Origin of the sequence: Chryseobacterium sp. FP211-J200, from assembly GCF_001643375.1 — a bacterium.
Classification (GTDB): domain Bacteria; phylum Bacteroidota; class Bacteroidia; order Flavobacteriales; family Weeksellaceae; genus Epilithonimonas; species Epilithonimonas ginsengisoli.
This window is the reverse complement of sequence record NZ_LSHB01000010.1, coordinates 34,300-56,543: the sequence shown is the minus strand read 5'-3', so window position 1 is coordinate 56,543 and position 22,244 is coordinate 34,300. Positions and strand designations below refer to the sequence as shown.

The following is a 22,244-nucleotide window of genomic DNA, read 5'->3' as shown; positions in this document are numbered from 1 at the left end:
GAAAGAGGGTGGAAGATGGATGTTTGAGGGATGGAAGAGGGAGAGATTTGTACTCAGCGTGATCGGATGACAAAACTCTTAGCCCTGATTGCAACGGATACCCCACAGCAAGAGTTGGGATTGCGATGGCGCGAGGAGTAGCAGTGGAAAGCGGGAAGCAGCTCCTAAAAAATTATTGTTTGATGAACTTGAAGTTTTTGATACCAGCTTCTGTCTTTACAGAAAGGACATAGACACCGGATGGTAGTTTGGAAACGTTGATCTTTTGTCTATTATCGGAAAGCATTTGTTTGCCTGTCAGGTCAAAAATTGCCACTTTCTGGATGTCATGTTTTATACTCAGGATATTGACGAAATCTGTTGCTGGATTTGGATAGATGCTAAGTCCTTTTAGATCTTCTGTTCCCAAAGTGGCCAGTGCGTCTCCCAAAGTGATCGGCTCCCGAAAAAGAGATAGGTTAAAAAATACGCTGTTGTCAAGTGATCCATAAGTATAGGCTTCTGCGGTGTAGATTGCGAAATCTGAGTTTTCTACACTATTGAAGTTGAGCTCCTGCGAAGTTGCATTTAGTTTTTTGTCCAGATCTTTGAACCATGTGAAAGTGTAATCTCCGGAAAGCGACTGGTCCAGTTTTGCCGATTGTCCGACAACCGCCAAGACTGTTTTTTCCTGATCGTAACGCTGCGGAGAATAATTAAGCTCTGTCTGCTCGGCAAAGTCTAAAATATAATTTGTCAGTTGACTCTTGTTGAATCGGTTGTTGCTGATGTGCGTGATCTCTGGGAGTTTATCTGGCAGGTCACCGGACAATTGGTTACTGTTCAGGTTGACCATCATCAGTTTTGACATGCCAAGCAATGCAGACGGGAAATTCCCGGAGATGAGATTGTTGTTGAGGAATAACTGTTGAAGGCTTGATAAAGCAGTCAGAGTAGAGATCCCGCCGCTGATCTTGTTTCTCCCAAGATTGAGGCTTTGCAATTTTCTGAGTGGGGATAGTTGTGTAGGGATCTGTGTCAGTTGATTGCTTTCCAGCGAGAGCCATTCCAGATTTGTAAGATTTGAAAGTCCTGTTGTGTTTTGCTCAGTTAAGTTGTTATTACTAAGATTAAGGCTTGTCAGTTGTGTGCGTTGAGAAACCTGAGTTGGCAATTGATTTAGGCCAGTTCCCGCCAGTGAGAGTGTCTTTAGTTTCGTAAGTACTGCAATGTTTCCGTAGGCATTTGCTGCAATCGGGTTATTGTCCAGTGTCAAGGTTCCAAGATCTGTAAATGCTGCGACTTTTGCTGGGATCGTCACCAGACCTAGATCTGCGATATTCAGAATTTTGATATTGTTGAAGTTTTGAAGAAGGCCATTCACATCTGTAATCGTGAAGCTGTTGCCTCCAAGACCAAGGTCTTCCAAATTGAAAAGCCCTGACAAAGAATTTGTTGGGTCGCCAGTCAATCTGTTGTTGCTGATGTCTAGTTTTACCAATGTGCTGAGAGATGAAATACCCATTGCGACATCACCGGTCAACTTATTATTGCTAAGGTCTAGTTTTGTAAGCTTCGTGAGAGAAGATATATTGTTTGGGAAAGCTCCACTCAAGGCATTGCCGGCAAGATTTAGTTCAGTGACCATTCCATTTTTGATCTGTACACCAAACCAGGTTCTAGGGTCCTTTTCCAGGTCCCAGGTTCTGTTCCAGTTTTCACCGTCTGTAGAATCGTAGATATTGATAAGTGCGCCTCTTTCTGCATTAGAAATGCTCCATTGCGCAAAGAAAAAATTGGAAATCAGTAAAAAGAATAGAATTTTTTTCAAGTGTGTTCAAAATTAAAACGCAAATATAATGGATAATAGAACTAGTTGAACTGTTTTATGAAAAATTAATGTTTAATTTTAATTGATTGATTCAAAGTTAAGTAGAGGGTATAATGGCTAAATTAAAAATCCAGCCTGGTGTTGGCTGGATCAGTTTGTAAGTGATTCAAATGTTATTTTCCAAGGTAGGAATTGTACATCCAAACTTCTTTTTCCTGTTCTGTGATGTAGTCGCTCATTTGTGAGTTGGTTCCTTCGTCTCCCGCTTTGTCTGTGATGTCCAACAGTTCTCTTTGCAGGTCTATGACCACTTTGAAAGAATCCAGGATGATTTCCACGCTCTTGTTCCCATCAGAAACTTCTTTGCTTTCCTTGATGGTGGAAACTTGAAGATAGTCTGAATAATTATGAGCGGGAGTAGCACCTAATGTCAATATTCTTTCCGCGATCTCATCTATTTTAAGAACCAAACTGTTGTATAGTTCCTCGAATTTTGGATGAAGGGTGAAGAATTGGTCACCTTTGATGTTCCAATGAGAACCTCTTGTATTTTGGTAGAATACAGAGTAGTTGGCCAATAAGATATTTAGTTTGTCTGAGATGTTTTTGCAATCGGCTTCTTTGAGTCCGATCAATGCTGAATTTTTCATAATTTAATTAATCTTGTATAGGACAAATTTAAGAAAATATTGTGCCGAAATGCTAGTTGGGATATAGAGACTGGCTATCTCAAATTTTCAGAAAGAATATTAAAAATTTCCTTAATATTGCTCGATTAATAACAAAAAGAGATGGTGAAATATATAGTTCTGGCTGTATTTGTAATAGTTTTAAATTTTATCCACAGTTTTTTCCTGCCTTCAGGTGGCGTGTATGCAGACGGTCTTTCTTATTTTGAAATTGCTACAGATCTTCCCAATCCGGTAACCGATCTTTTCCCTCTAGGTTATCCTGCCATGCTTCGTGGCTTCTTCGAGGTCTTTGGAGATTACTTTTGGGCGGCGAAATTTCTGAACACAACAATGCTCGTTGTAATCTTGCTGTTTTCATATTTCAAAAGATTTTATTTTAAAGAAACGGTTTTGCTGATGACGGGGAAAACCATCTTATTTGTTTTTTCAATCGCCATATCAGAAGGTCTTTTTGTTTTTCTGCTTTATTTCCTCTTATATTATCTGAACAAAATATTGGTAGAAAACCGAAAATCCTACAAAGATGTTTTGATTGCATCGGTCATTATGCTGATGATGTTTACCGTGAGGTATTCTGGGATTTATGTTTATCTGTCGATTGGTGCATTTTCAGCCATTTTGTTTTTCAAAGAAAAAGATAGAACGCAAATTAGAGGGATGATATTATTCCTGTTCTTATCAGGTTTGGGAATTGCGGGATATCTTTTGTTTAACCACAATACGTTCGGAAGTTTTACCGGAGAAAATCTACGAGGGAAGCCAGAGGAGATCCTTCCTATATATATTGTAAGAGATCTTTTGGGAACAGCCAATGCTATTGATCCTTATATAGGTTTGAAGCCTTCTTCCAATAGTATGGCGAGTTTAGCTGTCCAGTTCGTAGTATTGTTAATCGATGTTTTTGTCTTTGTATACTTTCTCAGATATTTTAGAAAAGCAAAAGAAACCAATTCGTATCATTTCCACGCGTTGTTGTGGATGATAGCTATTGGTTATGCGATATCTCTGCTCGTCTCAGGATGGTTTCAACAGATCGAAGAGATGAACACCAGAATGATGGCGGCTGCCAATGTCTGCCTGTTTTTCTCATTCTTAATATTGTATTTCAAATATTCAGCTTCTGACAAATTGATCTTCAGAGTAGCCTGTTTCTTTTTGGTATTTTTCACTTTATATAGTTTGAAGAATCCGGTGAACTATTTTGAAAACCGAAATCAGATTGAACCTCAAATGCCGAAGTTTAATCAGAAAAAATATCTTTATAACAACGACAGAGGTGGTGCGGATGCAATGACCACCTACTATATTCCTATTATTAAGAAGACTTTCCAATACAAACATACCAACAATCAGAAAGGTGATGTGAAACAGTCCATCGCAGGAACCATCAATCCAAAGATAAAATGGTTGAAATATGATACGATCAAAGACAAATCTCAAGTTCTCTACACCTCAGAACTTATTCTAAAATAAGGGGTCAACATTGCCAGTTTGATTCTGGATCAATAAATATTATTCGATTTTGCATAATTTTTATTCTAACTACTTGTGGATTAAAAAATTATTCATAATTTTGCACCCTAAAATAAAAAGCAATTAAATGCCTACTATTCAACAATTAGTTAGAAAAGGAAGAGTCGCACTCACCAAGAAGAGTAAATCGGCTGCCCTTGATTCTTGTCCACAAAGACGAGGTGTATGTACGAGAGTATATACTACCACTCCTAAGAAACCTAACTCTGCACTTAGAAAAGTTGCAAGGGTAAGACTTTCAAACGGTAAAGAGATCAACGCCTACATCCCGGGCGAAGGACATAATCTTCAAGAGCACTCGATAGTATTGGTACGCGGCGGAAGGGTGAAAGACCTACCGGGAGTACGTTATCATATCGTAAGAGGAGCATTAGACACTGCAGGTGTAAGTGGTAGAACTCAAAGACGATCTAAGTATGGAGCTAAGAGACCAAAACCAGGTCAAGCTGCAGCTGCACCAGCTAAAGGAAAGAAAAAGTAATCATTAAATAAGGTACAGAAACAATGAGAAAGACAAAAGCGAAAAAAAGACCGTTGTTACCAGATCCAAAGTTTAATGATCAATTGGTAACTAGATTCGTAAACAACCTGATGCTAGATGGTAAAAAATCTATCGCATTCAAAATATTCTATGATGCACTAGACATCGTAGAAACTAAAAAAGGAGAAACTGAAAAGACTGCACTTGAAATCTGGAAAGATGCATTGACAAACGTTATGCCTCACGTAGAAGTACGTTCTAGAAGAGTAGGTGGAGCTAACTTCCAGATCCCTATGCCGATCAGAGCTGATAGAAAAATTTCTATGGCAATGAAATGGTTGATCCTTTACTCTAAAAAGAGAAATGACAAATCAATGGCTTTGAAATTGGCTAACGAAGTTGTAGCGGCTTCAAGAGAAGAAGGTGCTGCTTACAAAAAGAAATCTGATACTCACAAAATGGCGGAAGCTAACAAAGCTTTCTCACACTTTAAATTCTAATTAGAAATGAGTAGAGATCTTAAATTTACAAGAAATATTGGTATTGCTGCGCACATTGATGCTGGTAAAACTACCACTACAGAAAGGATTTTATTCTATACAGGAGTAAATCACAAAATTGGTGAAGTACATGATGGTGCTTCTACAATGGACTGGATGGAGCAGGAAGCAGAAAGAGGTATCACAATTACTTCTGCTGCAACTACTTGTTCTTGGAATTTCCCAACAGACCAAGGTAAAGTGCTTCCTGATACAAAACCTTACCACTTCAACATCATCGATACACCAGGACACGTTGACTTCACAGTAGAGGTTAACAGATCTTTGAGAGTATTGGATGGATTGGTTTTCCTTTTCTCTGCAGTAGACGGCGTAGAGCCTCAGTCTGAAACAAACTGGAGACTTGCTGACAACTACAAAGTTGCAAGAATGGGATTCGTGAACAAAATGGACCGTCAAGGTGCTGACTTCCTTAACGTGGTAAACCAGGTTAAGACGATGTTGGGATCTAATGCAGTTCCAATCGTTTTGCCAATCGGTGCTGAAGAAGATTTCAAAGGTGTTGTTGACTTGATCAAAAACAGAGCGATCATCTGGGACGAGGCAGGACAAGGTGCTACTTTCGAGGTAGTTCCAATTCCTGAGGACATGAAAGCTGAAGTTCTGGAATACAGAGAGAAACTTGTAGAGGCTGTGGCTGACTACGATGATACTTTGATGGAGAAATTCTTCGAAGATCCAGATTCTATCTCTGAAGACGAGATCAACGAAGCTTTGAGAAAAGCGACTATCGATCTTTCTATTATCCCAATGACTTGTGGTTCTTCATTCAAAAATAAAGGAGTACAGTTTATGTTGGATGCAGTATGTAAATATTTGCCTTCTCCATTGGATAAAGATGATATCAAAGGTACAGACCCAAGAACTGATGCTGAGATCTTCAGAAAACCAGACGTAAAAGAGCCTTTCGCGGCTTTGGCATTTAAGATTGCTACCGATCCTTTCGTAGGAAGATTGGCATTCTTCAGAGCATACTCTGGAAGACTGGATGCAGGTTCTTATATCTTGAACACACGTTCAGGAGATAAAGAAAGAATCTCAAGGATCTATCAGATGCACGCTAACAAGCAAAATCCTGTAGAATATATTGAAGCAGGAGATATTGGTGCAGCTGTAGGTTTCAAATCTATCAAAACTGGTGACACCATGTGTGACGAGAAAAACCCGATCGTTCTAGAATCGATGGTTTTCCCTGATCCGGTAATTGGTATCGCTGTAGAACCTAAAACTAAAGCTGACCAGGATAAAATGGGTAACGCTCTAGCTAAATTGGCTGAAGAGGATCCTACTTTCACAGTGAGAACTGATGAAGCTTCTGGACAAACGATCATTTCTGGTATGGGTGAGCTTCACTTGGATATCATTGTTGACCGTATGAGAAGAGAATTCAAAGTTGAAGTTAACCAAGGACAGCCTCAAGTAGAATACAAAGAAAATCTTACAAAAGTTGCTCAGCACAGAGAAGTTTACAAAAAACAATCTGGTGGTAAAGGTAAATTTGCGGATATTGTATTCGAACTTGGACCAGCTGACGAAGGTAAAATTGGTTTAGAATTCGTTAATGAGATCAAAGGTGGTAACGTTCCTAGAGAATTTGTTCCTGCAATTGAAAAAGGCTTTAAAGCTGCAATGAAAAACGGTCCTTTGGCTGGTTTCGAAGTTGAAGGTATTAAAGTAACTCTTAAAGACGGATCTTTCCACGCGGTGGATTCTGATGCACTTTCTTTTGAATTAGCTGCAAAATTAGGATTTAAAGAAGCGGGACGTGCTGCTAAGCCAGTAATCATGGAGCCTATTATGAAATTGGAGGTTGTAACTCCAGAAGAATATATGGGTAACATCATTGGTGACCTTAACAAGAGAAGAGGTACGATCAGTGGACAAGAAGAAAAGAACGGAGCCGTTGTTATCAAAGGTTCAGTTCCATTATCTGAAATGTTCGGATATGTTACGACTCTAAGAACACTTTCATCAGGAAGAGCTACCTCTTCTATGGAATTAGAGAAGTACCAGGCTACTCCTCAAAACGTTGCTGAAGATATTATCGCTAAAGCAAAAGGTTAATTTTTTAAATCAAAGAAATGTCACAAAGAATCAGAATAAAACTAAAATCTTACGATTACAACTTGGTGGACAAGTCTGCTGAGAAGATCGTAAAAACGGTAAAGGCTACTGGTGCTGTTGTAAACGGACCAATTCCATTGCCAACGAATAAGAGAATCTTTACAGTACTAAGATCTCCGCACGTAAACAAGAAAGCAAGAGAGCAGTTCCAATTATCAGCTCACAAGAGATTGATGGATATCTACTCTTCTTCTTCTAAAACTGTTGATGCTCTAATGAAATTAGAACTTCCTTCAGGAGTTGACGTAGAAATTAAAGTGTGATAAAATGCTTGAAGATGGAAGTCTGATGACGGAAGTTTTAAAGCAACACCTTACATATAAATCCCCGTTCGTAAGATCGGGGATTTTTTGTTATTAAAACCAAAGCTGCTTCAGGATCTCTGAAGCAGCTTTTTTTTTAGGGCTTTTATTTCGAGATCATTCTACCCAAAGCCTTACACCCACGGGAAGTGTTCCCGGATTTTTTACGATCAGATACGTTCCTTCCGCCGCCAGGTTCTCAGCCAGTCGGGATTTTGTTTCCCCGCCAGATAGCAGGACAGGGTCTGGACCTTCTGTAGTTTCTGCTGTGCTAAGGCTGAAAGTGACTGACTGTTCGCCCATATTCTGGATCGTGTAAAAGGTAGTGGTACTGTAAGTGTCTGCGTCATGCACCGCCACCAATGTTCCCGGCAAAATATCTTTCATTACCGTTGGTTGACTTGCAGAACCATTGATGTCTATCGCTCTTGCACTTTGGTACAGATGATAAAGAGTAGGATTGCTCAGTTCGAAGCTGCGCATCACGACATCCAGCTTCTCTTCGAACAGGGTGCGGATCTGGTCTATGATCTCGGGGATTCTTCTGTTATCATTTTTTCTCTGGTCTAGTGCCAGCGTTGGGTTGGTTATCACATCTATAAAAGTGGTGAGTGCAGTACTGAGTGTGGTGACATCTGCTGTTCCGGCACCGTAAGGCGTTATATCTGCAGTATTGGCCTGTCCCAGATCACGGATGATGGTCGCTTGGGTAACCAATTCTTCTTCACTGACGCTGTACCAGCTGCTAGTGGAAAAATCGGCACGCTTTTTCAGGATCAAGTCGCTGTTAACAGCGGCAAAAGAGGCTACAGCATTGCTGATCTTAAGGGCGAGGGTTTCCACAGTTTTCCGTTTCATGGCTTTGTCCAGGGAGTAGCCCGATAAGTCGGCGCGGCTGCCGGTGTCTACAGAAATAAGATCGGTGATAAGGACAGAAAGTTGGGTGTAAAGGGCTTCAAGAGCGGTGATGCTAGCCATTGCAGCAGTGTTGCGGGCATAGAAATTCTTGGTTTTCAAAGCCATTGCAAAGTAAGATTCTTCTTCTCTTGTCATTGGTGTTTTTTTTATGTGTTAATGAACCAAATATATTAAAAACACAAATACGATCGACGAATTTATTTGATTTTTAGTTGTTAAAATTTAATCATTATATTCTATTTAACATAATATATAAATTTTAATTGCTTATTGTTTATCATATTGTAATAATAAATAATTCTCTTTTCAAATCTTAAATCCATAATCAAAATGTGGGGAAGGGGATATCGTAATTATCCGTGTTTTTTATTGATAATTTAATTGAGTCAAACAACGGCTCTCACAGGTAAAAATTCCACACCTATGCGGTCGAATGCATCAGAAACAAAAAAACCTCTATCGAAAAGAGGTTCTGATTATTACAGGATCGTTGGGTACAGAGATTTTAAAAGTCGTATCCAATTTTAAAGCTTAGATCGGGTACTACTTGTGTAGCATAGCCCGTCCTTAATATTTTTCCGATTCCCAAACCTGCCTTGAACTCGTAATTGAAATGTTTTGCAAAATTTCGCCTCAATCCCCAAGTTGGAACCAGTGAAATCGTTTCGCTGACCGTCAGATTCTTGGTGTTTGATATCACAAACCAATTTGGGACATATTCTACTTTTAGAGAAACATAATTGCCCGAATTGTTAGCCGTATTTCTACCAGCATCTTTTCTCTTTTGAAGATTGTAATAAAATTTTGGAGTTAAAGAGATAGCCGGAGCCAATGCAAATCCTGTTTTGCTGTACATGTCGCCACCCCAGATGGAGGGATACAATTCTAATTGGCTTCGCAATGTAAAATGGTCCGATAGTCTGGCTTCATTATAAAACTCGGCACCAAAAAATCCGACCTGGATCCCTGTTACAGATTTTTCGACAGTTGCTTGCTCCTGTGAGTAAGCATTGAGTCCCGTCAGTACAGATACTATGAGTATTACTCTTTTCATTTTTTGTAATTATTTAGTTTGAGCGCAAAGGAATAAATTAAAAACGACTATCGCAAGAATATGAAATAAGTATTAGGGTAGTATTGCAACAATTGTGTTTTTGTAGGATCTAGTGATGGTAAAAAGCGGGAAATTGGTATTAAATCGGCAATGTTGGGTGCTTGTGTACTTCCGCTAGCACGAGCATCCCGCTCTTGTCGATTATCAAAACAAACAACATAAGCCAAAGCATCACACCCGCGGAAGTCTCTGGTGTAAGGAATAAGCCTCGCGCCAGCAAGTGGTTCCATCGCTACAACTTAGGGCTACAATAGCCCAGACCAGATTTCTGCCTTCCTAGCAGACCTGACATCTGCAAAAACCCCTGCTGGCGCGAGCGTCCCGCTCGTGTCTCCTACATAAAAGGTACGAGCGAGACGCTCGCACCAGCATACAAAACATACAATAACACAGCCTCATAGAGGCGAACCGTTAATACCTAAGCAAAGATAGTTTCTAAAAAAGCGCCGTAGGTGTGTCCTGTTAATGTTCTGCATTATAGGTCGCACCTAAGGCGCTATCTTACAGTCGTTCGGTTGTTCTATTAACAGCAAGTCTTTCCAAGGCTTTTGATTCAACATTCCAAGCTACCTTTCAGGCTATTTGACCAACCTTAAAATCGAAAAAACCATCTATAATACCACTCGGCTAATCTGTAACACTATTCCGGTAGTCTGTAATGCTAATCGACAAATCTGTAATGCTATTCAGGTAATCTGTAATACTATTCCGGCAAGCTGTAATACCACTCTGGTAATCTGTAACACCTGTCGGGTAATCTGTAATAATACTCTAGTAATCTGTATTGCTACAATCCCGAAAACTCTGTATATTTACTTTAATAAAAACACAAATAGATATGCTTAGAAAAAAACGCGGGAACCTACGACCCTCCCAAAGCAGTCTCGTACTGCATCTTGCTCCTGTCCTGACACTCAGACAGATCACATTTCCTTATGCATTTCTCACAAAGGCAGGTATCAGTGGAAAGTCGGCGCAGAAAATGCTAAATGGCGAAGCGGTACAGATCAACTTCCGACAGTTGACTGCCCTCTGCCAAAGTCTCGACTGCACACCCAACGACCTTTTCGCAAGACGCGACCTGCAACCTGCCGACGGTCATCAGCTCAACAAACTGCAGGATCTGCAAGCCCCATTGGTAGATCCGAAGGATTTTTACAAAGGGAAGAGTCTGGAGGAGTTGAGGGCAATGGGGGAGTTGTGAAGTGCAAATTTGCGACATCGAAAAAAAATATTGTGGAATGCAAAAAATAGTGAAACAAGGCAGATATAAATATTCCGACATTCAATATGAAAAAATTATAATTGTTGAGCAAGATTGGGATGAGTTATATGAAGAGGGATACAGTGATTTTGTACCAAACCTTAACGATAAAGGATTGGTGTATTTTATTCATTTCAGTGATTATTGGCTTAATGAATATGGTAATATTTCTTCGAGAAGTATTTCTATCCCGTTTTTATCGGAAAAAGATGCGCTCAAATACGCAAGCTTGAATGTGAATGGTCTAAGTTGGGATAAACTCGATTTGGAAAAATTATTGTCCATATCACAGAAATTGCCTCATAGAGGCAAACTGTTAATAGCTTAAACAGTTGTCAAATGAAAAAAGCGCCGTAGGTGCGTCCTGTTAATATCAGTTGTTACAGGTCGCACCTACGGCGCTTTTAATTCTAATTGTTCTTGTTTTCTATTAATAGGTTGCCTTTACAAGGCTATTACTTCCTCGTAGATTTTGCAGATGCGACAACCCACATTGCTTCGAAGCGATCTGCAAAATTTGCCAAATCTGCGAGAAAGAAATTAAAAACCTAAAAACAAAAAAGCCGCCTCACATTCTGAAACGGCTTTTATATTGTGAAAATAAAACTTACTTACTCGTATAATATCCAAAATAAAGACAACTGCTTTGGAGATTCTTATAGGTGGCTGTTTGGCTGTAGTTGGCTTTCAGCTGAGCAAACGAGGTTCGGAATTTTTCATTCTTGGTCTTGTTGGCAAAGAGCTCGTTTTGTTTGGATTTCTCTTCGTACTTCGGGTCATCGTATTTTACTTTCAGCGGATTGTTGGCTTCCCATTGGTAATACTTGCCTTGCTCTGCACTTGCCATTTGGAAGAGGATTCGGGCCTGGTTTTCTTTGTCTTTTGATAGGGTCAGGGCTTTTTTGTAATAGTTGATGGCGAGGTCGAAGTTGTCCGGTTCTACATAACTTCTGCTTGAGAAATTTTTGTAATACAAATAAAATGGCGACTGCAGTTCATTCCCAAATTGAAACTTCGGACCGTTGTAGTTATCGACATCCATCACGAATAGCTCTCGGAAATATCCCAAGACCGAAGTGTTGTAAAGCAGATTTCCCAAAAGTTGATTCGCCAATCTGGCTTTGTCATCATTACCTTTCCCAATATTTTCCAATTGGATTATCGCATCTGCCAGTTCGATCTTGTTCATTTTATTTTTGATGAAAGGGAAATTGGAAAGACCTTCTGCTTTCATCGATTCTTCGGGCTTGCTCTGAAAACTTTCCCAAACGTTGTATCCGAAAACCAGAGACGCGATATTGTTGAAGCCATTGTATACGCCATTTTCAAAGACCATTGGTTTTTCGACATAGGTTTTGCCATCGTCTTTCCAGTCGCCCATCAATCTCGGGATGCCTTTGTAGTTTTTGGCTTTTGAATAAAACTCTTTTGCCTTTTTGAAGTCTGCCAATCGCATCGCCCGGTCGCCATAGATCACATAGAAGAAAGATTCCGGATCGGCAATATCTTCCATTTTCTTCACGAGATAATTTTCGAAAGCGGTTTTGTTGGGCTTTTTGTAGAATTCTTCCACTTTTTTCACAAGATCAGAATTCGGATTGTACTGCAGGTCGGAGAGGTTGTTGTTCATCAGGAAGGATTTGGCATCCTGCTTCTCAATGAAATAGCGGTTGGCAAGAATGTCCACCACAAAATCTTTCGTAGAAGGCAAGTAGGCCCAATTGCTGTAGTCGCCTTTCTCCTGGAAGACCTTCGCATATTTTGTCATCAATGAATTCTCAAATGCCGGCGTGATGGTAGGTTGCGAAACGATCTCATTCAACATTTTGAATTTCTGGATCTCCGCCAGATATTCCTTATCTGATGTTTTGATTTTGGACAGGATGTTTTGGCTGCCTTTGTAATCGGTGTTCAGGAATTTGATGTAGGCTTCACAAAGTTGCCAGAATTCATCCGCACCTTTTTTATTTTTGGCAAGGACAATCGTGGCTTCCAGGTCTTTTGCAAAATCCATTGTTTCATCCCGATAATTGTCTGGCGCATAAAGTGGCAATCTTTTGTTTCGGAAATGGTCGCATTCTTTGTCATTACAATAAGGATTCACGACCAGGTAATTTCTTTCCAATTGATTGATGGCTCGCACTGTCAAGACTTTCAGAATATCAGATTCTGTATTGTTCTCGATCATCTTGTTCATGATCGGAACCGGATTGTTGAACGAGTTGTAAGCCAGGAGAAAGTACGCCATATTCTTATCTTCCGGCGTTTTCGTCTGCGCCAGGATTTTATTAAAGTCCTTATCGGTTGCCAGGAACATCGAGTTGTAAGCGCTTTCTTTCTTATTCTTCGTGTTCTTGAACACCTGGAAAAAATCCCAGTTCGCTTTGTCAAATTGTTTCAGGCCACGTTCGGCGCCGGCTTTTTGGTCCAGCGCGTAATAGTACATATGGTTTTTCAGCTTCAAAGGTTCTACGTAAGTTTGGAAGTCATTGATCGACGACTGATACTTTCTGGAGTAATGGTTGAAACGAACGAGTTGATATGCATATCTCAGTTTGATCTCCGGATTGGATGCTGCTTTGTAAAGGGAAATTAAGGCCGCATTGGTTTTAGCATAATTCAGTTGTGTCGCATTCTTTTCAGCGGTCTTTTCATTTCGATAATAGTAAGCGTCTGCATTCTCAACATAATTGATACGCATGTAAGGTTCCATATATTTCGCCTGGATCAGATAATCCATTGCTTCCTGATATTTGGTGTAAAAACCTTTCCCCAGTTTTTGAAATAATGAATGTGTGAGTTGCCCTTTCTTCAGGCTGTTCAGATGTTTGATATCGACTTTCGTTACCAAGGCGTTGGTTTCGTCGTAAGTCAGTTTGTTGTCGAAGTATTTGACCCAGGATTCGATGTTCTCGTCGGGAATGTTTTTGTCCAATTTGCCATTGTAATCATAGCCATAGAAATGGCTACTGTAAGTGAGAAGAAAAGGTTCATAGGTTTTGTCGTGGATGATCTCCTGAGCGAACAGGTTGAAGTATTCGTAATCCGGGTCGTACCATGCACAGGCTTTTGAACTTTCTTGAAAACCTAAAAATAAAGCGGCGGTCAGAATTAGTTTTTTCATTGGAAAAGAGTATTGTAGTTTTTGGTGAATCTCTCGTCGAGATGGTAATATATAAGGAGCGGTTTGTAATCTAGTTTTTCATTGATGAAAGTCATACTTTCAAGGATGTCTTTCTCTGGAATTTCCTCGACCTTGATCTTGAAACCTTTGTTGAGATACATCCCGAAATAGAAATCATCTTTCAGAACTTCGAAGTGATGCTCATCGATCTTCCGGAAGTTTTTATTTTGCAGCAATTCTTCTGCCGTTAATGCGTTGATGAGTTTTTTCTTTCCAACGTGATTGGTCACGATTCCCCAAGAGTAGATCGGCAAGGCAACATCCAATTTTACAGGATATTCATCAAGATTTTTCAGATACAATTTCAAAGTCTTCACATCCAGGATAGAATTCTGAACTTGATTTACTAAAGGAGAAGAAGTCGCATAACACATCAAATACATTTTCTCAACCGGGGGAATTCCCGTTTGCAGTTTATCTTTGATCTGATGAAGCCTCAAAGTGCAGGTCACGTTTTTCTTCGAAACCTTTTTGAGTGTTGTCAGAAATTTAAAGTAATCATTCCTTGTAGAAGTTGTCCAGTCGCTGTCTATTTGGATCTCACTTGCCAGATCGATTTTGTTATTTGCTTTGATCTTATTAATATGATCATTGACCTTGTTAGCCAAAAGTTCGATCTCGTTTGGTTGGATGTTGAACCAAGTTTCATTGGTTATGAAAATGACAGGAACGATCTTTTTATTAATAGAAAGATCGTTGTCGATAGAGATCACGCCGACTTCCAAAAATTGATTGTCCTCTTTAACAACATCGAAAAATCGGGTGTAGAGATTTGGGACTTTACTATTATTTAATGCTTGCTGTTCGTTTTTGGTTAAATTTAATTTCGATCGCCAGTAGTAAAAACCGTGGTCATTATTAATGTCAGTTTTGGAACAACTGGTAATTAGTACAATACAAATGAGCAGTTGCAAAGTTCTCTTCATGGAAATGTATGATTAAGGATCATTAATATTAATCATTAAAATGAAAAGATAAAAGGAAATCCCGGAAAATAATATTCAAAAATGCATTGCATAGAATGTTTAACTTTGAAAACAAAAAGATGAACAATAAAAATCTGTTTGAAAGATTCTCAAACTGGGCGACAACTTTTACGGGAAGTTCTTATGCATTCATTGGTGCGGTTGTGATCGTCGTTCTTTGGGCGGTCACTGGTCCTGTCTTCAAGTATTCCGAAACTTGGCAGCTTGTCATCAATACAGGGACAACTATTATTACGTTCCTGATGGTTTTCCTGATCCAAAAAGCGCAGAACAAAGATGGGAAGGCAATCCAGTTAAAACTTAACGAACTTATCGCAGCCAGTAAACAGGCGAGCAACAGAATGGTTGATATCGAAGATCTTACCGAGAAAGAATTGGACCAGCTTCATGATTACTTCGTCAAAATTGCAGAATTGTCCAAGCAGGAAGAGAATATCCATAAGTGTTACTCCATAGACGCCGCTGTGAAAAAACACAAAAATAAATATCAGGAGAAAAATCCGGAATAATAAATCCACCATTCAGATCTCAGTTTTCAAGAGAATATTTTTGCCAAAATCCCGTAACTCACAAATTATCAAATAATTTCCGAATATATATTTGTCAATATAAAAAATATTCTTACATTTGCACACTCATTTTAGGGAAAGAGTATGCCTATTTCAAACATAGAATATGACGAACACCGCTAGAATAGTAAGTTTTAATATAATAGATATATATAAATAATGTCAGGTATTATTGGAAAAAAAATCGGGATGACATCTCTGTTTGACGCGAACGGCAAAAACATGCCTTGTACCGTTATTCAAGCAGGTCCATGCTCGGTTTTACAGGTCAGAACCATTGAAAAGGACGGTTACAAAGCTGTTCAGTTAGGTTTCGATGACAAGAGTGAGAAGAACGTTGGTAAAGCGTTAGCTGGCCACTTTAAAAAGGCTGGTTCAACTCCTAAAGCTAAGTTGGTAGAATTCTACAGAGAATTCGTAGACCAAGTAACAGTAGGAGAAGATGTAACTGTAAAATTATTCGGCGAAGGAGAATTCGTAGATGTTACAGGTACTTCAAAAGGTAAAGGTTTCCAAGGTGTTGTTAAAAGACATGGCTTTGGAGGTGTAATGCAGGCAACTCACGGACAGCACAACAGACTTAGAGCTCCAGGTTCTATCGGTGCGGGTTCAGATCCATCTAGAGTATTCAAAGGGATGAGAATGGCAGGCAGAATGGGAGGTAAGCAGGTAACTGTTCAAAACCTTCAGGTGTTAAAAGTAGATGAGGAACAAAATCTTTTAGTAGTAAAAGGTGCTATTCCGGGAGCGAAAAATTCTTATGTAATTATCAGAAAATGGAACTAGTAGTATTAAATACATCAGGAAAAGAGACCGGAAGAAAAGTAACTCTTGACGAAACAGTTTTCGGAATTGAGCCAAATCAGCACGCGGTTTACTTAGAGGTTAAACAATATCTTGCTGCTCAGCGTCAAGGTACTCACAAATCAAAAGAAAGAAGCGAGATCGCGGGTTCTACTAGAAAGCTTAAGAAGCAAAAAGGTTCTGGATCTGCTAGATATGGTGATATCAAGTCGCCAACTTTCAAAGGTGGAGGTAGAGTTTTTGGTCCAAAACCAAGAGATTACCGTTTCAAATTGAACAAATCTTTGAAAAGATTAGCTAAGAAATCTGTACTTTCTCAAAAATTGAAAGACAACAGCGTTAGAGTATTGGAAAGTTTCAGTTTTGATGCGCCTAAGACCAAAGAATTCATCACATTGTTGGATGCTTTGACTCTTACTGGTAAAAAAGCATTATTTGTACTTCCTGAAGCTAACAAGAATGTATATTTATCTTCAAGAAACTTACCTAAAACGAGAGTTTTAACTTACAACGAGATCTCTTCTTATGATTTGATCAACGCAGGTGAGATTATCTTCTTGGAAGATGCAGTAGAAAAATTTCAGGAAAACTTAAAGAAATAAATCGATGTCACTAATTATTAAACCAATCATTTCAGAAAAAGCAAACTATCTTACAGAGTTGAGAGGTGCTTATTCTTTCTTAGTTGCTCCAAAAGCAAATAAGATTCAGATCAAAAGTGCAATAGAAGCACATTATGGTGTAAAAGTAGCGGACGTTAGAACGATGATTTATGCGCCTAAAGTTTCTACAAAAAACACTAAACAAGGACTTCAAGTTGGGAAAACCAATAAATTAAAGAAAGCTGTTGTAACATTGGCAGCTGGAGAAGTTATTGATATTTTCGCAACTAATTAATTAATTTATAAATAAGAGTAATGTCTGTTAGAAAATTAAAACCTATCACCCCGGGACAGAGATTCAGAGTTGTAAACAACTTTGAGGAAATTACTACCAACAAACCAGAGAAATCTCTAACTGTTGGTATTAGTAAGTCAGGTGGACGTAACCAAACTGGTAAAATGACCATGCGTTACACCGGCGGTGGACACAAAAAGAAATACAGAATTATCGACTTCAAAAGAAACAAACATGATGTTGAAGCAACGGTAAAAACTGTAGAATATGATCCAAATAGAACTGCTTTCATCGCATTGGTTGAGTACGCAGACGGAGAGAAAAGATATATCATCGCTCCAAACGGGATCAAAGTAGATCAAGTGATCATCTCAGGAGAAAGCGTAGAACCTAATGTTGGTAACGCAATGAAACTGAAAAGCATTCCACTAGGAACTGTGATCTCTTGTATCGAATTGAAACCAGGGCAAGGTGCTACTCTTGCTAGAAGTGCTGGGTCATCCGCTCAATTAACTTCAAGAGACGGAAAATATGCAATCGTTAAGTTGCCTTCAGGAGAATCTAGAATGATCCTTACTGAGTGTTATGCAATGGTTGGATCTGTTTCTAACTCAGACCATCAGTTGACTGTATCAGGTAAGGCTGGTAGAAGCAGATGGTTAGGAAGAAGGCCTAGAACAAGACCAGTAGTAATGAACCCTGTAGATCACCCAATGGGTGGTGGTGAAGGACGTTCTTCTGGAGGTCACCCAAGATCTAGAAACGGTATGCCAGCTAAAGGTTACAAAACTAGAAAGAAAAACAAAGCGTCTAACCGTCATATCATATCTAAACGTAAATAATTATGGCAAGATCACTTAAAAAAGGACCATTTATTCATCATACTTTAGATAAAAAGGTTCAGGCAAATATAGAGTCTAATAAAAAGACTGTAATCAAAACTTGGTCTAGAGCGTCTATGATCTCTCCAGACTTCGTAGGTCAGACTATCGCAGTACACAACGGGAAATCCTTTATCCCGGTTTATGTTACAGAAAACATGGTAGGACACAAGCTAGGCGAATTTTCTCCGACAAGATCTTTCAGAGGTCACGGTGGTAACAAAAATAAAGGAGGTAGATAATCATGGGATCAAGAAAAAGAGAAAGTGCATTAGCACGTAAAATAGCAAACCAAGATGTGGCAAAAGCGTTGCACAACGACTGTCCATCTTCTCCAAGAAAAATGAGATTAGTTGCTGATATCATCAGAGGAGTAGAGGTAGAAAAAGCTTTGTCTATTCTAAAATATTCTAAGAAAGGTGCTTCTGAGAAATTGGAAAAAGTATTACTTTCTGCAATTGCTAACTGGCAATCAAAAAACGAAGGTGCTGACATCGAGGAGGCTAACCTAGTTGTAAAAGAAATATTTGTGGATAGCGCAAGACAATTGAAGAGACTAAGACCAGCACCACAAGGTAGAGGTTACAGAATCAGAAAGAGATCTAACCACATTACACTAATCTTAGGTACTAAAAATTAATTCAAGGTATGGGACAGAAGACAAATCCAATCGGTAACAGATTAGGTATCATCAGAGGATGGGATTCTAACTGGTATGGAGGTAAAAACTACGGTGACAGAATCGCTGAAGATTACAAAATCAGAAGATACCTTGAGGCAAGATTAGCTAAAGGTGGTATTTCAAAAATATATATTGAGAGAACACTTAAATTAGTAACTGTAACTATCACAACTGCTAGACCAGGTTTAATTATCGGTAAAGGAGGACAAGAAGTTGACAAACTAAAAGAAGAGTTGAAAAAATTGACTGGAAAAGATATCCAGATCAATATCTTCGAGATCAAAAGACCTGAGCTTGATGCAGTACTTGTTGCTGACAGCATAGCGAAGCAAATTGAAAACCGTATCTCTTACAGAAGAGCTGTGAAAATGGCAATTGCTTCTACAATGAGAATGGGTGCAGAAGGTATCAAAGTTCAGATCTCTGGAAGATTGAACGGCGCTGAAATGGCACGTTCTGAAAACTTCAAAGACGGAAGAATTCCTTTATCTACTTTCCGTGCAGATATCGATTATCATATCGGTGAAGCATTGACCCAGTATGGTAAACTAGGAGTGAAAGTTTGGATCATGAAAGGAGAAGTGTACGGTAAAAGAGACCTTACTCCACTTGTAGGACAACAGAAAAAAGCTCCATCTGGAGGACGTAATGACAGAAATGACAGAGGCGGAGACAGAGACAACAGAGGAGGCGACAGAAAACCAAGAAGAAATAATTAATAAAATTTTAGAGGCCAGTTTTTAAATGACCGTTACTTTTTTAAAATCTAAATTCTAAAATCTAAAATTTAAAATTATGTTACAACCAAAAAGAACCAAATTCCGTAGAGTTCATAAGATGAAGATGAAGGGGATTGCCCAAAGAGGGAATCAACTCGCTTACGGAACTTTCGGGATCAAAGCTACTGAAGGAGCTTGGATTACTGCAAGACAAATTGAAGCAGCTCGTATCGCTGCGACAAGATATATGAAAAGAGAGGGTCAGTTATGGATCAAAATATTCCCAGACAAGCCTATTACTAAAAAACCAGCCGAAGTAAGGATGGGTAAAGGTAAAGGTGCTGTAGAATATTGGGTAGCCGTAGTGAAACCTGGTAAAATTATGTTCGAAGTTGGTGGTGTACCTTACGAAGTAGCAAAAGAAGCTCTTAGGCTTGCTGCTCAAAAGTTACCAATCGTTACCAAGTTCGTAGTTGCTAATGATTTTGTTAAACCTCTATAATCTCTATTAAAATGAAAAACGCTGACATCAAAAATTTAAGCAAAGAGGATTTACAAAACCAATTGGCTGAAGCTAAAGTTAACTACGCAAAAACGAAGATAGCTCACAAGATCAGTCCACTTGAGAATCCGATCTTAATCAGAGATTTGAGAAAATCAATCGCAAGACTTAACACAGAGTTAACTAACAAACAATAATTCCTTTTTACAATGGACAGAAATTTAAGAAAAGAAAGAATCGGAATAGTTTCCAGCAATAAAATGGAAAAGACTATTGTTGTTAGTGAAACTACGAGAGTAAAACATCCAATGTACGGTAAATTCGTTTTGAAAACGAAAAAATATACTGCACACGATGAGAACAACGAGTGCACAGAGGGCGATACAGTTTTGATCACAGAAACTAGACCTTTGAGTAAAAGCAAAAGATGGAGATTAGTAAGAATCATAGAAAAAGCTAAATAATGTTACAAACCGAATCAAGATTAAAAGTTGCTGATAACACAGGTGCTAAAGAAGTACTAGTGATCAGAGTTCTAGGTGGTACTAGAAGAAGATATGCTTCTGTTGGTGATAAAATTGTAGTGACTATCAAAGATTCTACACCATCAGGAAACGCAAAAAAAGGTCAAGTATCTAAAGCGGTAGTAGTAAGAACTAAAAAAGCAGTTAGAAGAAAAGATGGTTCATACATCAAATTCGAAGACAACGCTTGTGTTTTGCTAAACGCTGGAGGAGAGATGAGAGGAACACGTGTTTTCGGACCGGTTGCTCGTGAGTTGAGAGACAAAGAATATATGAAGGTTATTTCATTAGCTCCTGAAGTACTTTAATTTTAAAATTTTAGAAAAAATGACAAAAGTTAAAATAAAAAGAGGAGACAACGTACTGGTAACTACTGGAAAAAATAAAGGTAGCAAAGGTGAAGTTCTTGAAGTAATCAGAAAAGAAGGTAAAGATCCAAGAGTGATCGTTGCAGGTATCAACATCGTGAAAAAACACGTTAAGCCGTCTGCTTCTAACCCTCAAGGTGGAATTGTTGAAAAAGAAGCTTCTTTACACATTTCAAACGTAGCACTTGTTGACAAAGACGGGAAAGCTACCAAGACTGGAACCAAAGTAGAAGGAGACAAAAAAGTAAGAGTAGCTAAAACTACTGGAGAAACTTTATAATTAAAATTTACGATGGAATATATAGTAAGACCAAAACAACAATATAAAGACACAATTGTTCCTGCAATGATGGAAGAATTTGGGTACAAATCTGTAATGCAGGTTCCTAAATTATTAAAGATCGTTGTCAGCCAAGGACTTGGTGCAGCTGTTCAAGATAAAAAGATCGTGGATTATGCTGTAGAAGAATTGACTGCAATCACTGGACAAAAAGCTGTAGGTACTTTATCTAAAAAGGATGAAGCTGCTTTCAAACTAAGAAAAGGAATGCCGATCGGAGCTAGAGTAACTCTTAGAGCTGATAAAATGTATGAATTCTTAGACAGATTGACATCTTCTGCACTACCAAGAATTAGAGATTTTTCTGGTATCAAAGCTGATGGTTTCGACGGTAGAGGTAATTATAACTTGGGGATCACTGAGCAGATTATCTTCCCAGAGATCGTAATTGACAAAGTGAAGAAAATCCAAGGGATGGACATCACTTTCGTTACAACTGCGAAAACTGACAAAGAAGCAAAATCATTATTAACGCACTTCGGTTTACCGTTCAAAAAGAACTAAGAAATGGCTAAAGAATCAATGAAAGCGCGTGAGCGCAAAAGAGAAGCTACTGTAGCGAAATATGCTGAAAAAAGAAAAGCTTTGAAAGAAGCTGGAGATTATGATGCATTACAGAAGTTACCTAAAAATGCTTCTCCTGTAAGATTACACAACAGATGTAAATTGACAGGAAGACCAAGAGGATATATGAGAACATTCGGAATTTCCAGAGTAACTTTCAGAGAAATGGCAAACAACGGACTTATCCCAGGCGTGAAAAAAGCTAGTTGGTAAGCAATTAAAATTTTTACAGCTGACTTCTATATTTTTATAAGTCAGCTGTATTTTAATAAATAGAGGATAAATCGAAAGGACTTAAGGGCAAAGAAAAAAATAAATAGTATTAATTTTTTTTGTACTTTTGCACCCGCTCAGAAAATCATTATTTCTCTGGGTGACTATTATTCTTTTTGACTTTGTTTATTAGAATAAAATGAAATTAAGAAA

The 22,244-nt window shown here is 38.7% G+C and carries 28 protein-coding genes; 22 read left to right on the top strand and 6 right to left on the bottom strand.

What is annotated here, in order from left to right:
- Nucleotides 1-172 precede the first annotated feature (172 nt).
- Nucleotides 173-1,810: a T9SS type A sorting domain-containing protein gene (locus tag AXA65_RS03725; RefSeq protein ID WP_063968773.1), complete on the bottom strand. Its 1,638-nt coding sequence runs from the start codon at nucleotides 1,808-1,810 to the stop codon at nucleotides 173-175.
- 173 nt (nucleotides 1,811-1,983) lie between these two features.
- Entirely contained in the window at nucleotides 1,984-2,460 is a 477-nt protein-coding gene (locus tag AXA65_RS03720) for a Dps family protein (protein WP_063968772.1), read from the bottom strand.
- A gap of 141 nt (nucleotides 2,461-2,601) precedes the next feature.
- On the opposite strand from AXA65_RS03720, the gene AXA65_RS03715 reads away from it, so the two are divergent.
- The 5 genes from AXA65_RS03715 to rpsJ all read left to right on the top strand — a co-directional run bounded on the left by AXA65_RS03715 (nucleotide 2,602) and on the right by rpsJ (nucleotide 7,463).
- On the top strand, nucleotides 2,602-3,975 hold the full coding sequence (locus tag AXA65_RS03715) for a hypothetical protein (protein ID WP_063968771.1): 1,374 nt from the start codon (nucleotides 2,602-2,604) through the stop codon (nucleotides 3,973-3,975).
- Between the two features lie 127 nt (nucleotides 3,976-4,102).
- Nucleotides 4,103-4,516, top strand: coding sequence for a 30S ribosomal protein S12 (rpsL, locus tag AXA65_RS03710; RefSeq protein WP_028122160.1), 414 nt, complete (start codon nucleotides 4,103-4,105; stop codon nucleotides 4,514-4,516).
- A 23-nt stretch (nucleotides 4,517-4,539) separates the two neighbouring features.
- On the top strand, nucleotides 4,540-5,016 hold the full coding sequence (gene rpsG, locus AXA65_RS03705) for a 30S ribosomal protein S7 (RefSeq protein ID WP_034962875.1): 477 nt from the start codon (nucleotides 4,540-4,542) through the stop codon (nucleotides 5,014-5,016).
- A gap of 6 nt (nucleotides 5,017-5,022) precedes the next feature.
- A complete protein-coding gene (gene fusA / locus AXA65_RS03700) occupies nucleotides 5,023-7,140 on the top strand; it encodes an elongation factor G (protein ID WP_063968770.1) in 2,118 nt (705 codons plus the stop codon).
- Nucleotides 7,141-7,157: 17 nt separating this feature from the next.
- Complete coding sequence (gene rpsJ / locus AXA65_RS03695) at nucleotides 7,158-7,463, top strand: 30S ribosomal protein S10 (protein WP_002661363.1); 306 nt, start codon at nucleotides 7,158-7,160, stop codon at nucleotides 7,461-7,463.
- 156 nt (nucleotides 7,464-7,619) lie between these two features.
- Here rpsJ and AXA65_RS03690 read toward each other — a convergent pair whose 3' ends face one another.
- Together AXA65_RS03690 and AXA65_RS03685 are read right to left on the bottom strand one after the other, a co-directional pair.
- The gene (locus AXA65_RS03690; protein ID WP_131797759.1) at nucleotides 7,620-8,360 is read right to left on the bottom strand and encodes a hypothetical protein; all 741 of its coding nucleotides are present in this window, start codon (nucleotides 8,358-8,360) and stop codon (nucleotides 7,620-7,622) included.
- 565 nt (nucleotides 8,361-8,925) lie between these two features.
- The gene (locus tag AXA65_RS03685) at nucleotides 8,926-9,474 is read right to left on the bottom strand and encodes a hypothetical protein (protein WP_063968768.1); all 549 of its coding nucleotides are present in this window, start codon (nucleotides 9,472-9,474) and stop codon (nucleotides 8,926-8,928) included.
- A gap of 844 nt (nucleotides 9,475-10,318) precedes the next feature.
- Between AXA65_RS03685 and AXA65_RS03680 the strand changes: the two genes are divergently transcribed.
- Together AXA65_RS03680 and AXA65_RS03675 are read left to right on the top strand one after the other, a co-directional pair.
- A complete protein-coding gene (locus tag AXA65_RS03680; RefSeq protein ID WP_131797758.1) occupies nucleotides 10,319-10,738 on the top strand; it encodes a helix-turn-helix domain-containing protein in 420 nt (139 codons plus the stop codon).
- A 37-nt stretch (nucleotides 10,739-10,775) separates the two neighbouring features.
- The gene (locus tag AXA65_RS03675) at nucleotides 10,776-11,126 is read left to right on the top strand and encodes a hypothetical protein (RefSeq protein ID WP_063968766.1); all 351 of its coding nucleotides are present in this window, start codon (nucleotides 10,776-10,778) and stop codon (nucleotides 11,124-11,126) included.
- Nucleotides 11,127-11,405: 279 nt separating this feature from the next.
- On the opposite strand, the gene AXA65_RS03670 is transcribed toward AXA65_RS03675, so the two are convergent.
- Nucleotides 11,406-13,922, bottom strand: a complete 2,517-nt coding sequence (locus tag AXA65_RS03670) for a hypothetical protein (protein WP_063968765.1) — start codon at nucleotides 13,920-13,922, stop codon at nucleotides 11,406-11,408.
- Nucleotides 13,919-14,908, bottom strand: a complete 990-nt coding sequence (locus AXA65_RS03665; RefSeq protein WP_063968764.1) for a hypothetical protein — start codon at nucleotides 14,906-14,908, stop codon at nucleotides 13,919-13,921. Before AXA65_RS03665 ends, AXA65_RS03670 begins: the two co-directional genes overlap by 4 nt.
- Before the next feature lie 119 nt (nucleotides 14,909-15,027).
- Here AXA65_RS03665 and AXA65_RS03660 point away from each other — a divergent pair, with 119 nt between their 5' ends.
- The 15 genes from AXA65_RS03660 to rpsN all read left to right on the top strand — a co-directional run bounded on the left by AXA65_RS03660 (nucleotide 15,028) and on the right by rpsN (nucleotide 22,031).
- Nucleotides 15,028-15,477, top strand: coding sequence for a low affinity iron permease family protein (locus AXA65_RS03660; RefSeq protein WP_063968836.1), 450 nt, complete (start codon nucleotides 15,028-15,030; stop codon nucleotides 15,475-15,477).
- Between the two features lie 219 nt (nucleotides 15,478-15,696).
- On the top strand, nucleotides 15,697-16,323 hold the full coding sequence (rplC, locus tag AXA65_RS03655; RefSeq protein WP_063968763.1) for a 50S ribosomal protein L3: 627 nt from the start codon (nucleotides 15,697-15,699) through the stop codon (nucleotides 16,321-16,323).
- Nucleotides 16,314-16,943, top strand: coding sequence for a 50S ribosomal protein L4 (gene rplD / locus AXA65_RS03650; protein WP_063968762.1), 630 nt, complete (start codon nucleotides 16,314-16,316; stop codon nucleotides 16,941-16,943). The genes rplC and rplD overlap by 10 nt, the downstream gene beginning before the upstream one ends.
- Before the next feature lie 4 nt (nucleotides 16,944-16,947).
- Nucleotides 16,948-17,238 (top strand): 50S ribosomal protein L23, encoded by a 291-nt coding sequence (gene rplW, locus AXA65_RS03645; RefSeq protein WP_063968761.1) that lies wholly within the window; start codon nucleotides 16,948-16,950, stop codon nucleotides 17,236-17,238.
- Nucleotides 17,239-17,258: 20 nt separating this feature from the next.
- Nucleotides 17,259-18,080 carry a 50S ribosomal protein L2 gene (gene rplB, locus AXA65_RS03640; protein ID WP_034962863.1) on the top strand — a complete coding sequence of 274 codons (822 nt, stop codon included), beginning with the start codon at nucleotides 17,259-17,261 and terminating at the stop codon, nucleotides 18,078-18,080.
- Nucleotides 18,081-18,082: 2 nt separating this feature from the next.
- A complete protein-coding gene (rpsS, locus tag AXA65_RS03635) occupies nucleotides 18,083-18,361 on the top strand; it encodes a 30S ribosomal protein S19 (protein ID WP_028122169.1) in 279 nt (92 codons plus the stop codon).
- Between the two features lie 2 nt (nucleotides 18,362-18,363).
- Nucleotides 18,364-18,759: a 50S ribosomal protein L22 gene (gene rplV, locus AXA65_RS03630; RefSeq protein ID WP_034962861.1), complete on the top strand. Its 396-nt coding sequence runs from the start codon at nucleotides 18,364-18,366 to the stop codon at nucleotides 18,757-18,759.
- 8 nt (nucleotides 18,760-18,767) lie between these two features.
- Nucleotides 18,768-19,520, top strand: coding sequence for a 30S ribosomal protein S3 (gene rpsC / locus AXA65_RS03625; RefSeq protein WP_063968760.1), 753 nt, complete (start codon nucleotides 18,768-18,770; stop codon nucleotides 19,518-19,520).
- A gap of 76 nt (nucleotides 19,521-19,596) precedes the next feature.
- Nucleotides 19,597-20,022, top strand: coding sequence for a 50S ribosomal protein L16 (gene rplP / locus AXA65_RS03620; RefSeq protein WP_028122172.1), 426 nt, complete (start codon nucleotides 19,597-19,599; stop codon nucleotides 20,020-20,022).
- A gap of 11 nt (nucleotides 20,023-20,033) precedes the next feature.
- Entirely contained in the window at nucleotides 20,034-20,219 is a 186-nt protein-coding gene (gene rpmC / locus AXA65_RS03615) for a 50S ribosomal protein L29 (protein ID WP_063968759.1), read from the top strand.
- Between the two features lie 12 nt (nucleotides 20,220-20,231).
- Entirely contained in the window at nucleotides 20,232-20,486 is a 255-nt protein-coding gene (rpsQ, locus tag AXA65_RS03610) for a 30S ribosomal protein S17 (protein WP_015806738.1), read from the top strand.
- Complete coding sequence (gene rplN, locus AXA65_RS03605) at nucleotides 20,486-20,854, top strand: 50S ribosomal protein L14 (protein WP_028122174.1); 369 nt, start codon at nucleotides 20,486-20,488, stop codon at nucleotides 20,852-20,854. The genes rpsQ and rplN overlap by 1 nt, the downstream gene beginning before the upstream one ends.
- A gap of 19 nt (nucleotides 20,855-20,873) precedes the next feature.
- Nucleotides 20,874-21,194: a 50S ribosomal protein L24 gene (gene rplX, locus AXA65_RS03600; protein ID WP_034962856.1), complete on the top strand. Its 321-nt coding sequence runs from the start codon at nucleotides 20,874-20,876 to the stop codon at nucleotides 21,192-21,194.
- 12 nt (nucleotides 21,195-21,206) lie between these two features.
- The gene (rplE, locus tag AXA65_RS03595; protein WP_034962854.1) at nucleotides 21,207-21,758 is read left to right on the top strand and encodes a 50S ribosomal protein L5; all 552 of its coding nucleotides are present in this window, start codon (nucleotides 21,207-21,209) and stop codon (nucleotides 21,756-21,758) included.
- Nucleotides 21,759-21,761: 3 nt separating this feature from the next.
- Nucleotides 21,762-22,031, top strand: coding sequence for a 30S ribosomal protein S14 (gene rpsN, locus AXA65_RS03590; RefSeq protein WP_034962852.1), 270 nt, complete (start codon nucleotides 21,762-21,764; stop codon nucleotides 22,029-22,031).
- The last annotated feature ends 213 nt before the right edge of the window (nucleotides 22,032-22,244 follow it).